Source organism: Roseburia sp. AM59-24XD, assembly GCF_003478445.1.
Lineage (GTDB): Bacteria > Bacillota > Clostridia > Lachnospirales > Lachnospiraceae > Jutongia.
Window position 1 is genome coordinate 95,901 of the sequence record NZ_QUET01000008.1, and the last position, 13,916, is coordinate 109,816.

General features: G+C 45.7%; 11 protein-coding genes and 1 pseudogene. 8 read left to right on the forward strand and 4 right to left on the reverse strand.

Features of this window, described 5'->3' with window-relative positions; all coding sequences use genetic code 11:
- Positions 1-9: 9 nt before the first annotated feature.
- The 3 genes from DXA20_RS05450 to DXA20_RS05460 form a co-directional block, all read right to left on the reverse strand.
- The gene (locus tag DXA20_RS05450; protein WP_243100547.1) at positions 10-1,797 is read right to left on the reverse strand and encodes a glycoside hydrolase family 31 protein; all 1,788 of its coding nucleotides are present in this window, start codon (positions 1,795-1,797) and stop codon (positions 10-12) included.
- Positions 1,746-2,306, reverse strand: a complete 561-nt coding sequence (locus DXA20_RS05455) for an alpha-glucosidase domain-containing protein (protein ID WP_118559593.1) — start codon at positions 2,304-2,306, stop codon at positions 1,746-1,748. The genes DXA20_RS05450 and DXA20_RS05455 overlap by 52 nt, the downstream gene beginning before the upstream one ends.
- A 110-nt stretch (positions 2,307-2,416) precedes the next feature.
- Entirely contained in the window at positions 2,417-2,875 is a 459-nt protein-coding gene (locus DXA20_RS05460) for a protease complex subunit PrcB family protein (RefSeq protein ID WP_022305564.1), read from the reverse strand.
- Positions 2,876-3,119: 244 nt separating this feature from the next.
- On the opposite strand from DXA20_RS05460, the pseudogene DXA20_RS05465 reads away from it, so the two are divergent.
- The 8 genes and pseudogenes from DXA20_RS05465 to guaA all read left to right on the forward strand — a co-directional run bounded on the left by DXA20_RS05465 (position 3,120) and on the right by guaA (position 13,020).
- Positions 3,120-5,584, forward strand: a pseudogene (locus tag DXA20_RS05465) (glycogen/starch/alpha-glucan phosphorylase).
- A 94-nt stretch (positions 5,585-5,678) separates the two neighbouring features.
- On the forward strand, positions 5,679-6,323 hold the full coding sequence (locus tag DXA20_RS05470; protein WP_022305562.1) for a hypothetical protein: 645 nt from the start codon (positions 5,679-5,681) through the stop codon (positions 6,321-6,323).
- 20 nt (positions 6,324-6,343) lie between these two features.
- The gene (sppA, locus tag DXA20_RS05475) at positions 6,344-7,375 is read left to right on the forward strand and encodes a signal peptide peptidase SppA (protein ID WP_118559594.1); all 1,032 of its coding nucleotides are present in this window, start codon (positions 6,344-6,346) and stop codon (positions 7,373-7,375) included.
- Positions 7,365-8,075, forward strand: coding sequence for an RDD family protein (locus DXA20_RS05480; protein WP_243100545.1), 711 nt, complete (start codon positions 7,365-7,367; stop codon positions 8,073-8,075). Before sppA ends, DXA20_RS05480 begins: the two co-directional genes overlap by 11 nt.
- A 193-nt stretch (positions 8,076-8,268) precedes the next feature.
- Entirely contained in the window at positions 8,269-9,066 is a 798-nt protein-coding gene (locus DXA20_RS05485) for a M23 family metallopeptidase (RefSeq protein ID WP_158577149.1), read from the forward strand.
- 281 nt (positions 9,067-9,347) lie between these two features.
- The gene (locus DXA20_RS05490) at positions 9,348-10,031 is read left to right on the forward strand and encodes a TIGR00266 family protein (protein ID WP_118559597.1); all 684 of its coding nucleotides are present in this window, start codon (positions 9,348-9,350) and stop codon (positions 10,029-10,031) included.
- A gap of 248 nt (positions 10,032-10,279) precedes the next feature.
- Positions 10,280-11,146, forward strand: a complete 867-nt coding sequence (locus DXA20_RS05495) for an HD domain-containing protein (protein WP_118559598.1) — start codon at positions 10,280-10,282, stop codon at positions 11,144-11,146.
- A 299-nt stretch (positions 11,147-11,445) separates the two neighbouring features.
- Entirely contained in the window at positions 11,446-13,020 is a 1,575-nt protein-coding gene (gene guaA / locus DXA20_RS05500; RefSeq protein WP_118559612.1) for a glutamine-hydrolyzing GMP synthase, read from the forward strand.
- A gap of 292 nt (positions 13,021-13,312) precedes the next feature.
- Here the strand turns inward: guaA and DXA20_RS05505 are convergent, their stop codons facing one another.
- A complete protein-coding gene (locus DXA20_RS05505; protein ID WP_009247529.1) occupies positions 13,313-13,843 on the reverse strand; it encodes a helix-turn-helix domain-containing protein in 531 nt (176 codons plus the stop codon).
- Between the last annotated feature and the right edge of the window lie 73 nt (positions 13,844-13,916).

A 13,916-nucleotide genomic window follows, 5' to 3' on the forward strand; every position in this document is an offset into this window, starting at 1 on the left:
GATAATACATTAATACACTTCCACGCGTAATGTTTCGTAATGGTGCTCATATCCCTCGTGTTCCATGGAGACAGAGAGTTCTCCATCTTTGTCCGCCCGGAACCGATAGAGGTTGTATTCTCCGGCCTCGTAGGCGAAGTCAGCACCATTGTCCTGATAGTGGACATATTTTGAAGAATCGGCAGAAGCCGGATAATATTCCAGAATCAGTTCTTCGGAACCGCCATCCGGAATATGATCAAGCTGTGGCCATGCCGGGATGATGCTGTCGCCTTTGATGTAGATCGGACAAACATCGATCGGAGCATCGCGGAGGATGTATTTGCCACCTGAGATGCGCTCCTTTGTCCAGTAGTCTATCCAGGTTCCCTGCGGAAGATAAACAGCTTTGACATGCACTCCCTGGTCCGTGACCGGAGCAACAAGGATGCGGTCGCCGACCAGATATTCATCATTGCATTCGCGTACCTCAGGGTCGCTCTGGTAATGCATGACGAGAGGTCGGATGATTGGCATACCGGTGCGGGACTCCTCGTAGAACAGATCATACAGATACGGAATGAACCGATATCTTAAGCGCACATAGGTGCGATAGATATCAAGCGTCTGTTTGTCGAACTGCCATGGTTCCTGGCAGCGGGAGAATTTAGCACAGTGATTACGGAAAAGTGGTGCAAAGCAGCTTGCCTGGATCCAACGGCTAAGAAGCTCCGGATTTGTATTGGAACCAAATCCGCCGATGTCGGTTCCTACGAAAGGCATACCGGACATGCCGAGGTTAAGTAACTGAGGAATGGAAAGTTTAAGGTGTGCCCAGATACTCTGGTTGTCACCGGTCCATGCTGTGGAGTATTTCTGTGTGCCGCTATAGCAGGCTCTGGTTATGACAAAAGGACGTTTTCCGCTGTTCTTTTTAATACCCTCGTAGGTTGCCTTTGCCATAAGATGACCAAATACATTGTGGACCTCTTTGTGCTGACGAGGCATGTCATCCCCCGGGAAGACCACATCATCCGGTAAAGGTCCACGGAAGCTGGCAGGTTCGTTCATATCATTCCAGATACCGGAGATTCCCTGATCTAACAGGAACTTTGTCTGACTTCCCCACCAGTTGCGGACAATGGAGGAGGTGTAATCAGGGAACACAGAGTCTCCCGGCCATACAACGTTTTCGTAGACTTCTCCGTCCGGAGTCTGAGCAAAGTAGTTGTTTTTAATACCTTCCTCATACATGTGGTATCCATTCTCAACTTTGGTGCCCGGATCGATAATAGTAACCAGACGGATACCTTTCTGGTGGAGAACGTCACTGAGGGCTGTCAGATCCGGGAAACGGTTCTTGTCCACAGTGAACACCTTGTAGTTATCCATGTAGTCAATATCCATATGGATGACATCGCAGGGAAGATCATTGTCAATGAAATTCTGAGCCAGATCAAGAACCTCCTGCTGTGAGGAGTAACCCCAGCGGGACTGATGGTAGCCAAGGGTCCAGAGCTGAGGCAGAGGACAGCGACCGGTCAGGGCAGTGTACTGACTGATGATATCTGCGATGGTGTCTCCGTAGAAGAAGAAGTAGTCAAGTTCGCCGTCGGCAGCACCGAAGGAATAGTAGTCGGTAGAACTGTATCCCATATCGAAGTTTGTCTTAAAGTGGTTATCAAAGAAGATACCGTAGACACAGTCATTTCGCAGTGCAATGAAGAAAGGAATGGACTTGTACAGTGCCTTGAAGGTTGGATTCTCTACATGTGGATCAGGGTTGTCTGTATTCCACATGGTGTAGTCATAGCCAATCTTATTGAGAAAACCGGTTTTGTCTCCGAGACCGTAGAAAGCTTCATCACCAAAATTTTGGTAATCTGGAAACGGCAGGCGTCATCCCCGGCATGAACAACATGTCCTTCCTGGCGCATCTGCTCAATTTCTTCCTCTGTGAGAGATTCTGCTTCTTGTAAAGATCCGGTATAATCGGAACAAAGAACAGTACCATCGGAAGAGGAAATCTGCAGATGAAGTGCGTCATCAATGGTGATGCGGAGAGAATCTGTGGCAAGAACAAGAACAGACGTCTCTGCTGAATCGCCGGAAGCAGCTTCGACAAGCTGCAGAGTACCGGTTGAAGACGGGGCTGTCTCGACTGCAAAGGACTTCTGTGTTCTTGCGTGGATGCGTAGAGTGCTGTCGGTAACCGCTTCGATCTGAAGCGGTGTACCCGGACAGTTTGTATATTTGTTTAAGAGATCCCCTGCTTCGATGGCACAGGAGTGATCAGATAACTGATATTTCCATGGAAATGCTGGCATAGTATAAGCTCCTTTTCTGTAATTCGGCAAATAAATGTAATACTTTTGTTTATTTTACAAAATAAGGGGAGGGGATTCAATGTTGTAAAAGTTAGAAATGTATGAATATTTTATGAAAAGGTAACAGGTGCATCAATAAATTCTGTTTTGATCACAATATAAGGATATGTCTGGGACTGGCTGATTTCTTCATTTTTGTGGGGACCGGTCAGCTCTGTGTCAAAAACGAGTCCGTCTGCTGACTGATAGAAGTTATTGACTGTAATGTTGTAGCCTTCTGTCTGCTGACAGCCATAGCCCTTGACGATATAAAGGCATGTGCCGTCGGAGTAGGTCAGTTCAAACGGATCCTTCAGACGTTCATCGATGAGCTCCTGCAGCTCGGCAGGGATATCCGTTCCTGCGACCACGGTAAAGTCAAGCTCCTTTTCTTTGGCGGGAAGCTCATTTTTGTGACAGCCGGTAAGGGAAAATGAGAGTGCAAGCAGGATAAGCAGCGCAGGAATGCGGTATAAACAGTGGAATGGGTGACGAAAGGCTGCTCGGAAAGGGATATGAAATGAAAACATAAGAGTCTCCTCATATGGATGTGATCAGGAAAATGCCTGATGCACAGGACGAAATACAATTTTGATATATTTTATTCAAAATAATGTTACGTATGTCAAAAACGTGGGAAACCGTTGTATAAATCAGGTTATTTTATCAAGAAATTGCATACCATTCGTTGATTTTTTGACTTTTATAGTATATGATGATATGGTGACTATGAATAGAATCTTTAAGTAGATAATTTCAGGGAGGATACTACGAATGAACGAAATTAACAAGGAAGAATTCAAAAAAGACATTGAGAATTATGCAAAGGTCTTGTTCCGTAAATCCATCAAAGAGGCAAACGATCAGGAGAAGTTTCAGGCAGTTTCTTATGCGGTAAAGGATATTGTGGTAGACCAGTGGATGGCAACTCATAAGACTTATGAAGAGCAGGATGTAAAGACGGTTTACTATCTGTCCATGGAGTTTTTGACAGGACGTGCATTAGGAAACATTATTATTAACCTCAAAGGCAATCAGGCAATCAAGGAAGCTGTTGAGGAGCTTGGAATGAATCTGGATGTTATTGAGGATCAGGAGCCGGATGCCGCACTTGGTAACGGTGGACTTGGACGTCTTGCAGCATGTTTCCTGGATTCTCTTTCTACGCTGGGCTATCCGGCATATGGATGTGGTATCCGTTATAAATATGGTATGTTTAAGCAGGTTATTGAGAATGGTTATCAGATTGAGAAGCCGGATGACTGGCTTAAGAATGGCAATCCATTCGAGATCAAGCGTCCTGAGTACGCTGTCGAGGTTAAATTTGGCGGCTATGTAGCAATGCGCAAAGACGAGTTTGGCAGAGACAAGTTCGTACAGGAGAACTACCAGTCAGTTTTGGCAGTGCCTTACGATCTGCCGGTTGTTGGATATAACAATAATGTAGTAAATACACTTCGTATCTGGGATGCGGAGGCAATTGATACCTTCAATCTGGATTCCTTTGACAAGGGTGATTATCAGAAGGCAGTAGAGCAGCAGAATCTGGCACGTACATCTGCGAGGTGCTTTATCCGAATGATAACCATATGGCAGGTAAAGAGCTTCGTCTGAAACAGCAGTATTTCTTCGTATCTGCAAGTGTTCAGAGAGCCGTTGCAAAATACATGGAGAAGCATGACGATATCCGTAAGATTTACGAGAAGGTATGTTTCCAGTTAAATGATACACATCCAACCGTAACAGTATCTGAGTTGATGCGTATTCTCGTAGATGATTATGGTCTTGAGTGGGATGAGGCATGGAGCATTACTAATAAGACATGTGCATATACAAACCATACGATCATGTCAGAGGCACTGGAGAAATGGCCACTCGAGCTGTTCTCAAGACTGCTTCCTCGTATTTATCAGATTACAGAGGAGATCAACCGCCGTTTCATTCTTCAGATTCAGGCTGCTTATCCGGGAGATAACAGCAAGGTTGAGAAGATGGCTATTATTTATGATGGTCAGGTTAAGATGGCTCATCTGGCAATTGCAGCAAGTTTCTCTGTAAACGGTGTTGCAAAGCTTCATACAGAGATTCTCAAGAATCAGGAGCTTAAGGATTTCTATCTGATGATGCCGGAGAAGTTCAACAACAAGACAAACGGTATCACACAGAGACGATTCCTGCTTCACGGCAACCCGCTTCTGGCCGATTGGGTGACTAAGAAGATCGGTGATGACTGGATCACAAATCTGGCACATATCAACGAGCTTGGCATTTATGCAGACGATGAGCTGAGCCGTAAGGAGTTCATGAACATCAAGTATCAGAACAAGGTTCGTCTTGCAAAATACATCAAGGAGCACAACGGTGTAGAGGTAAATCCTCGTTCCATCTTTGATGTACAGGTTAAGAGACTTCACGAATATAAGCGTCAGCTTTTGAATATTCTTCATATTATGTATCTGTATAACGAGCTGAAGAAGAATCCGGATATGGACTTCTATCCACGTACTTTCATCTTCGGAGCTAAGGCATCTGCCGGTTATCACAGAGCAAAATCAATCATTAAGCTGATCAACAGTGTTGGTGATGTGATCAACAACGATAAAGACATCAAGGATAAGATCAAGGTTGTATTTATTGAGAACTATCGTGTATCCAATGCAGAGATCATCTTTGCGGCTGCTGATGTATCTGAGCAGATTTCTACTGCCAGCAAGGAAGCATCCGGTACCGGTAACATGAAGTTCATGCTTAATGGTGCGCTGACACTGGGAACAATGGACGGAGCCAATGTAGAGATTGTTGACGAGGTTGGCGAGGAGAATGCATTTATCTTCGGTCTTTCTTCCGATGAGGTTATCGCATATGAGCAGAATGGTCAGTACAATCCACGCGATATCTACAACATCGATTCTGATATCCGTGCCGTAATGACACAGCTTGTTGACGGTACTTATGCATCAGGCAATCTTGATGAGTTCCGTGATATCTACAACTCCCTGCTTGATGGCAACGGAGGACGTCCGGATATGTACTTTATCCTCAAGGATTTCCGTTCTTACGCAGATGCACAGAAGAGAGTAGAGGAAGCATATCGCGATGAGGAAGGCTGGGCCAGATCAGCACTTCTGAACGTATCTAAGAGTGGTAAGTTCACATCGGATCGTACCATTGAGGAGTATGCAAAGGAAATCTGGCATCTTGAGAAGGTAAAAGTAGAAGTACCTGAGGATCACGAATAATTAAATAACCGTTTCAGTTTATGAAACATTGTATCGCTGCCCTATGCATTGTGTTTGCATAGGGCAGTTATGAAAAGAAGGGAAGGTGGACACAATGAGTATGGACAACATTATTAAGATTCCTGCAAAGTGCAATCGTAAGATCGAGTTAAAGGCGATCCCGGGACATTTTGCAACAAATCATTCGCACATCAATTATTATCTGGATATGACGCCGATCAAATACCGTCATACCGAGGCACAGCTTGTGGCAAAGGAAATGGTTAAGAAATATCGTCACACGACTGCGGTTGATGCGATTGTTTGTATGGATGGGTGCGAAGTCATCGGAGCTTATCTTGCGGAGGAGCTTACAGCAGCGGGAATCATGTCACTCAATTCGCATGAGTGTGTCAATGTAATTACGCCGGAGATCAACTCCAGTGGTCAGATCATTTTCCGTGAGAATGTAGAGCCGATGGTATTACATAAGCATGTTGTGGTATTGATTGCAAGTGCAACCACGGGTAAGACGATTCAGCAGAGTATTGATGGTATCAGCTACTATGGCGGTATCGTAGAGGGTGTATCCGCATTGTTCTCTGCTGTAGATAATGTGGGAGGCGTGGATGTGGATTCCATCTTCACCACCAGTGATATCCCAGACTATGCGACATACCGTCCGGGTTCCTGTCCGTTCTGTGATCAGAAACAGAAGCTTGATGCGATCGTAAATAGTTTTGGATATTCTAAGATCTGACGAAACATGTAGGAGGCATTATGAAGAAGAAACAGTTAATCGGAATCGTTGTGGCAGGTGCCGTATTTATTGCGGTATGTGCAACAGGGATTCTCTCTAATGTGGTTCAGTCAAAGCTGACTGCAGCAACCGAAGACAAGAAAAATACTACGGATGTGCTGAGCAGTATCTGGGGAAAGTCAGAGGAAGAGATTACCCTTCCGACAAACGATTTTGTTGGAGTTCTTAATATTGTAGGTACTATACAGGCAAGCTCTTCCAGAAGTGTCAGCCTGACCGGATCAGATGACGGACAGTACAACCATGATCTTTATATGAACTATGTTGATCAGCTTGAAAAATCAAAGAACAATAAAGCGATCCTTTTATATGTGAACAGCCCGGGTGGAACAGTGTACGAGAGCGATGAGCTTTATCTGAAGCTGATGGAGTACAAGGAGAAAACAAAGCGACCGGTATACGCATACTTTGGATCGCAGGCTTGCTCCGGTGCATACTATATCTCCATGGCAGCAGATAAGATCTATACCAACCGTAATACATGGACCGGCTCCATCGGTGTGATCGTATCCCTGACCAATTACAAGAAGCTCTACGATAAGCTTGGTATCAAGGAAATTGATATTACAAGTGGTAAGAATAAGTCTATGGGTTCCGGCGGACTTGATCTGACCGGTGAGCAGCGCGATATTCTGCAGAGTCTTGTTGACGAGGCGTACGACCAGTTTGCCGGAATTGTCAGCGAAGGACGTGGACTGGATATCAATACGGTCAAGAAGATTGCTGATGGTCGTATTTATTCGGCAAAGCAGGCGAAGGAGAAAGGTCTTGTGGACGAGATCGGTTCCGAGGATGAGCTGAAGGCACTGATCCGGAAGGAAAATAAGCTCGGCAAGGACGTTGTTTATGATGTTGCCAAGAGTTCCGGCTCTGATTTTCTTTCCGGTCTGATGGGATCTGTACAGAAGATAATGCCAAAGTCTGACAGTGAGCTGGCAGTCGACATTGTTGAAAATAAGGGAAAAGGAGTGTTGATGTATTATGCAGACTAATACGAAGGATCAGGTATATGCCGGATTTTTCGTACGTCTGACGGCATTCCTGATAGACATGATCATCGTCAGTGTTGCATTAGCCGTGATTCGGGTACCCATGTGGTTTGTATCGCTGAATAATCCGGATAATGTTCTGGTACGGAATTTTATTTTTCAGTATTCGATCGTGGATATCGTCTGCTATCTGCTGACGGTACTCTACTTCGTGCTGATGACCTATTACACAGGCGCAACGCTTGGCAAAAAGCTATTCCAGCTTCGTGTGGTCAGCACAGAGGATCGTAAAATGACGTTTTTTGAGGTGCTGTACCGTGAGAGCATCGGTCGCTTTCTGTCAGGGGTTATTATGAATCTCGGCTATCTGCTGATCCTTGCGCAGAAGGAGCACCGTGGGATTCACGATCTGCTGGCAGACACCAGTGTGATCTATTACCATGAAAAGAAAGTATATGTGCATACACAGATGAATTATCGCAATATGGTGCCACAGCCGGGATATACTGTGCCACCGCAGGGTAATGCGAATTCACAGACACCGCAGAATGCAGACAGCAACAGCATGTCACCACAGAGTAATGCGAATCCACCGATGGCACAGGAGGCAGACAGCATGCCACCGCAGAGCAAAGCGGATATGTCGACGGCGGTGTCACAGGAGACAGCGGTTCAGCAGGAAAATGATCCGACAGATTTTTAAAGTCATTGAATAAATTCAAAAATGCCTGTCAAAAATAAAAACAGAAGATATCGGAAAGCATCTCGATAGATTTGAGATGCTTTTCTTTCTTTTATAGGTGCGCCTTTGTACCTGCAGCCCGAAGCTTATGGGCTGGGAAAAGAATAAGGTTTTTATGAAAAGAGGCGGCAGCGTCTCAGAATGGAGGGACAGGATGAAATACACACGCAATGATTTTAAAAATCAGAACTCGCAGTCAAAGAAAAGCTTTTATGTAGCAGCGTGCGCTGTACTTGCATGCGCTGCTGTGCTGGGAACAGCATATTTTCAGACACAGAAAACCGGAAATACCGGGAACAGCAAGCTCGCAGAGCAGCCGGTGGCAACAACAGCCGGGGAGGCGGCGATCAACAAAAAGTGGGAAGCGGATGCACAGGACATCACAGGGAATGACAGCAAGCAGGCAAGCACCACGATGAATGCAGCAAAGCCAACAACAGCCAAAAACAAAAAGAATGTGGAAGTGAAAGCGAACAAAAAGCAGACCACAGCCAGAAAATCATCCAAAGCGACCATGATGTCAGCGTCACAGCGAACCTTTAATGAGGAAAAGGGATTAAGCTGGCCGGTCAAGGGCGATGTATTGATGAAATTCAGCCAAAGCAACAATATTTATTTTAAGACGTTGGCACAGTATAAAAGCAACCCGGCAATCGAGATATCCGCAGATGAAGGAACTAAGGTTATAGCGTCAGCGGCAGGAACCGTGACGGAGATCAGCAAGGATGACGTCACCGGCACAATGGTTACGACAGATATCGGAAGCAATTATAAGATCACCTACGGTCAGTTGAAAAACATCAAGGTGAAAAAGGGAGATGAGATCAAGGAAGGTCAGCTCCTGGGAAATGTTGCAGCACCGACCAAATATTTCAGCGAGGAAGGAAGCAATCTTTTCTTCCAGGTAAAAGAAAATGACAAGGCAGTGGATCCGCTTCTGCTGTTGAATTAGAACAATAAGAAAGTGAATCCGTGCATATAGTTAAATTAGAGAACAGTATAAGCCGGATTTTAACAAGCATTGCGGTACCCGCACCTTATTTGAAAATAAAGAACACGTTCATTTTGTACTGCGGAGTAATACCTGTGACATTCCTGAATTGTACAGAATCCGGGATGGTCAAACAGACACCTTTATGGTACACTATAAGCATACGTAACATGATAACGCATAAGTATGTTTAGAGACACATGTACTAATACAACAATTGTTGTATAGGGAAAGGTAGGAAAATGCAGTACAAAATCGTAGGAAATACCATGCCGGCGGTGGAAATTTTATTTGATCAGCCGGGAGAATCCATGTATACACAGTCCGGAGGAATGGCATGGATGTCAGATGGTGTCGAGATGGATACCAATACCAGAGGCGGTCTGTTTAAAGGCGTTGGCAGAATGTTTGCGGGGGAATCACTCTTCATGGCAAACTATACCGCAAGCAAGCCGGGAGCAACGATTGCATTTGCCTCTACGGTGGCAGGTGAGGTTATGCCGCTCAATGTCGGTGAGTCCGGTGGAATGATCTGCCAGAAGGGAGCATTTCTCTGCGCAGAGCCAACGGTCAACTTAAACGTTACACTGACCAAGAAGTTTTCTTCCGGTCTTTTCGGTGGTGAGGGATTTATTCTCGAGGAGATCAGTGGAGAGGGAATGGCATTTCTGGAGATCGATGGCGATAAGGTCATCAAGGATCTGGCACCGGGCGAGGTTCTCAAGGTTGATACCGGAAATGTCGTTGCATTTCAGAAGGGAATGGCATACGAGATCGAGATGGTCAAGGGGCTGAAGAATATCTTCCTTGGCGGTGAGGGTTTATTCCTTACCAAGCTCACCGGTCCGGGACGCGTCATTCTGCAGACACAGAACTTTGCCGAATTTGCCGGACGAATCGCCAAAATGATTCCCAGTAAAGGCTGATCGTGGCAGTGTGATCGGTAATGTCGTAGATGGCGTGGCGGACTCTATGGATATTTTTGATCTGTTCTCATGAGAGCGGACATTTCGAAATAGATAAGCCGGTCTGCAACTTTGAACGCACAGATGAAAGCGCAGGCATAGCCGGATCAGCAGAATGAATTGGAATAGCTTGACACAGCAAAGATAGTTTTGTTATTTTTGCTGTGTCTTTTCCTTTTGGTAATACAACAAGAGAAAAGAGGATGACAATGAAAATAAACCGTGAACATATAAAAAAGACCTTTCAGGAATATACCGACCGTTATGACAGTACAAATCCGAAAATCAAATTAAAGATCGATCATACCTACCGCGTTGCCAATCTGTGTGAGCAGATTGCGCAGTCTCTGGAGCTTTCGGCGGCAGAGGTTGACCTTGCGTGGCTTAGCGGGATGCTGCATGACGTCGGAAGATTCGAGCAGTTGCGCCGGTACAATACATTTTCGGATGCGCAGTCCATTGATCATGCAAGGTTTGCGGTGGAGCTGCTTTATGACGATGGATTGATCGCGGATTATGTGCCGGAGATATCGACGACAGAATTAGTTGCTGACGCGAGGACGTGGCGGTCGATGGGGGGAGCGAATGAGTCCCCCACTGCCCAGAGTGAGGATATACCGTTATCCGATATATTGCAGACGCTTCGCATAGCCATTGGGGAACACAGTGCGTACCGGATTCAGAAGGGACTGGATGAACGGACACGGATGTTTTGCCAAATTCTGCGGGATGCGGACAAGGTCGACATTTTCCGGGTGATCTGCGATACGCCAATGGAGGAAGTGTATGGCTTTCAGACCAAAGACATTCTCCGTTCGGCAATCACGCCGGAAGTTATGCAGGCATTTTACGAGCATCATGCCGTGCTTCGCAAGCTGAAAAAATGTCCCGCAGATTACATCGTAGCGCACGGGTCACTGACATTTGAACTCGTTTATCCGGAAAGCCTGCGGATTGCAAAAGAGCAGGGATATTTAAAGCAAATGATGTCATTTCAGTCCGAAAATCCGGACACAGCGGAGATATTCGAGGATTTGCGGAAGGATCTGAACGGTTATCTGGAAGAAAGATCGTAGATCGAAAGCGTCATTTTACAGGCGCAAAGAAAAATAGAAGTTACAATTTTATTCACGCGAAGACAAAGAGAGGATAGAAAAATAAATTTGTTCCATCCGAGCGCATCCGCAGGGGATTTGACTTCAGAGCAGGAAGGGAAAGTGTAAAATGCCCTTGTTATTATTGGGGCAGTAATTTATAATGAAAGAAGGGTGCATGCCGGTACGACGAATCATTCGTAAACAACAATAAATGAAGAATCTAATTTGTTGTGTCAGGGGGCATGCTGATTATTGCACAGAAAGAGAGGAAGACACAGATGAATCAGGAAAAGGTTATTGTTATTGACTTCGGTGGTCAATATAACCAACTGGTGGCAAGACGTGTGCGCGAGTGCAACGTTTATTGCGAAATCTATTCCTATAAAACGGATTTAGAGCAGATCAAGGCAATGAATCCGAAAGGAATCATTCTGACAGGAGGACCGAACAGCTGCTACGAAGCAGATTCTCCAACTTATCAGAAAGAATTATTTGAAATTGGTGTACCGGTTTTAGGACTTTGCTATGGTGCACAGTTAATGATGCATGTGCTCGGCGGAAAGGTTGAGAAAGCACCTGTCCGCGAATATGGTAAAACAGAGGTGTCCGTAAATCAGGACTCTCCGATTTTTCAGGATGTCAGCAAGAACACCATCTGCTGGATGAGTCATTTCGATTATATTTCACAGACAGCACCGGGATTTGAGGTCATTGCGACAACAGCAGATTGTCCGGTAGCGGCAGCACAGAATCTGGATCAGAAGCTTTTCGCAATCCAGTTCCATCCGGAGGTACTTCATACAAAGGAAGGTACCAAAATGCTTCACAACTTCGTGCGCAACATCTGTGGCTGTGCCGGCACATGGAGAATGGACTCCTTCGTAGAGCATTCGATTCAGGAGATCCGCGAGAAGGTTGGCGATGGAAAAGTGCTTTGCGCTCTTTCCGGCGGTGTCGACTCTTCTGTTGCAGCCGTTATGCTTTCCAAGGCAATCGGCAGCCAGCTCACATGTGTATTTGTTGATCACGGTCTGCTCAGAAAGGACGAGGGCGACGAGGTCGAGGAAGTATTCGGACCGAACGGTCCATACGAGCTGAACTTCATTCGCGTCAATGCGCAGGAGCGTTACTATAAGAAGCTTGCCGGTGTTACCGAGCCGGAGGCAAAGCGAAAGATTATCGGCGAAGAGTTCATCCGCGTATTCGAGGAAGAGGCGAAAAAGATTGGTGCCGTTGACTTCCTTGTTCAGGGAACCATTTATCCGGATGTTGTTGAGAGTGGTCTCGGCGGTGAGTCAGCAGTCATCAAATCCCACCACAATGTTGGAGGACTGCCTGACTATGTAGATTTCAAAGAGATTATTGAGCCGCTTCGCAACCTCTTCAAGGACGAGGTTCGTAAGGCTGGTCTCGAAATGGGTATTCCTGAGAAGCTCGTTTTCCGTCAGCCATTCCCTGGTCCGGGACTTGGCATTCGTATCATCGGCGAAGTAACCGGCGAGAAAGTCAAGATCGTTCAGGATTCCGATGCGATTTACCGCGAGGAAGTGGACAAGGCTGCGAAAGAGTATGAGCAGCAGAACGGCGAAGCACCGGCATGGATGCCGAACCAGTATTTCGCTGCACTCACAAACATGCGCTCCGTGGGCGTTATGGGCGATGAGCGTACCTACGATTATGCCGTGGCACTGCGTGCCGTGAACACGATCGATTTCATGACCGCTGAGGCGGCGCAGATCCCATTTGAGGTGCTGCAGAAGGTGATGAGCAGGATCATCAACGAGGTGAAGGGGGTCAATCGAGTATTCTATGATCTGACCAGCAAGCCACCGGGGACGATAGAATTTGAATAAATCGAGTTGCTTAAAAAAGCCAGTGTTTATGCGGGTTTCAGCGATTTCGATTAGTCTTTTGATAACAAATTGATAACAGTCATAGCAAGTGCCATTATTCTTGTTATCCAGTGGTTTATGGGTAACGGAACAATTAACAGGTGGCTTGCAGACTAAAGTTCGGAGCTTGGCTCTGAACAAATTCCATATTATAAACTAAGCCCTTAGCTGTGGTTAATAACCATAGTTAAGGGCTTTTTTGTCGTTGCCAAAGCATCTGTAGGGAGCTGCCAGTGGCAGGTCCTGTAGGTGCTTATTTATCTTTCAAGTGGTCTTTGAATGCTTCCACGAGAGCGTCACTTAATTCCTGTGATGGAACTTTTGCCCAACGCTGTGTGGTGTCGAACTCTGGATAATGGTAACGCCAGTTATCGTATTCTTCTCTGTTGATTTCTTCGGAAGATAGCTTGTCTGCCTGTTCTTTCCAAGCATACAGCATTTTGAGGAGTTCATATGCTTCTCTGCCTTTGTCCTTGTTGACCTTTAAGCATACCTCTCCGTCTGCTTCACTGACAGTAAGACCGTAAATATCTTCAAGGGTAAACAGAGTGTGCATAAGACCGATATAGCTGTCTATGTCAGGAACATCAAGAGCCTGTGGAGAAACATCAAGCACCTGTGCCAATGCATTTGTAAGGTCTGCTTTCGGTTTGCGTGTACCAGTTTCGTACTGTGCCAAACGCACATCAGCACTCTTTTCTGGAAAACCGATTGCTGTACCGAGATACTTTTGTGTCATACCACGCATTAGTCTGAAAAAATGTATTCTTTCGCTGATAGCCATAATGATACGCTCCTTTTATATTTAGTGAAATAAGTATAGCAGAAATGTTTAGTGGAAGTCAAGAAAAACCGAA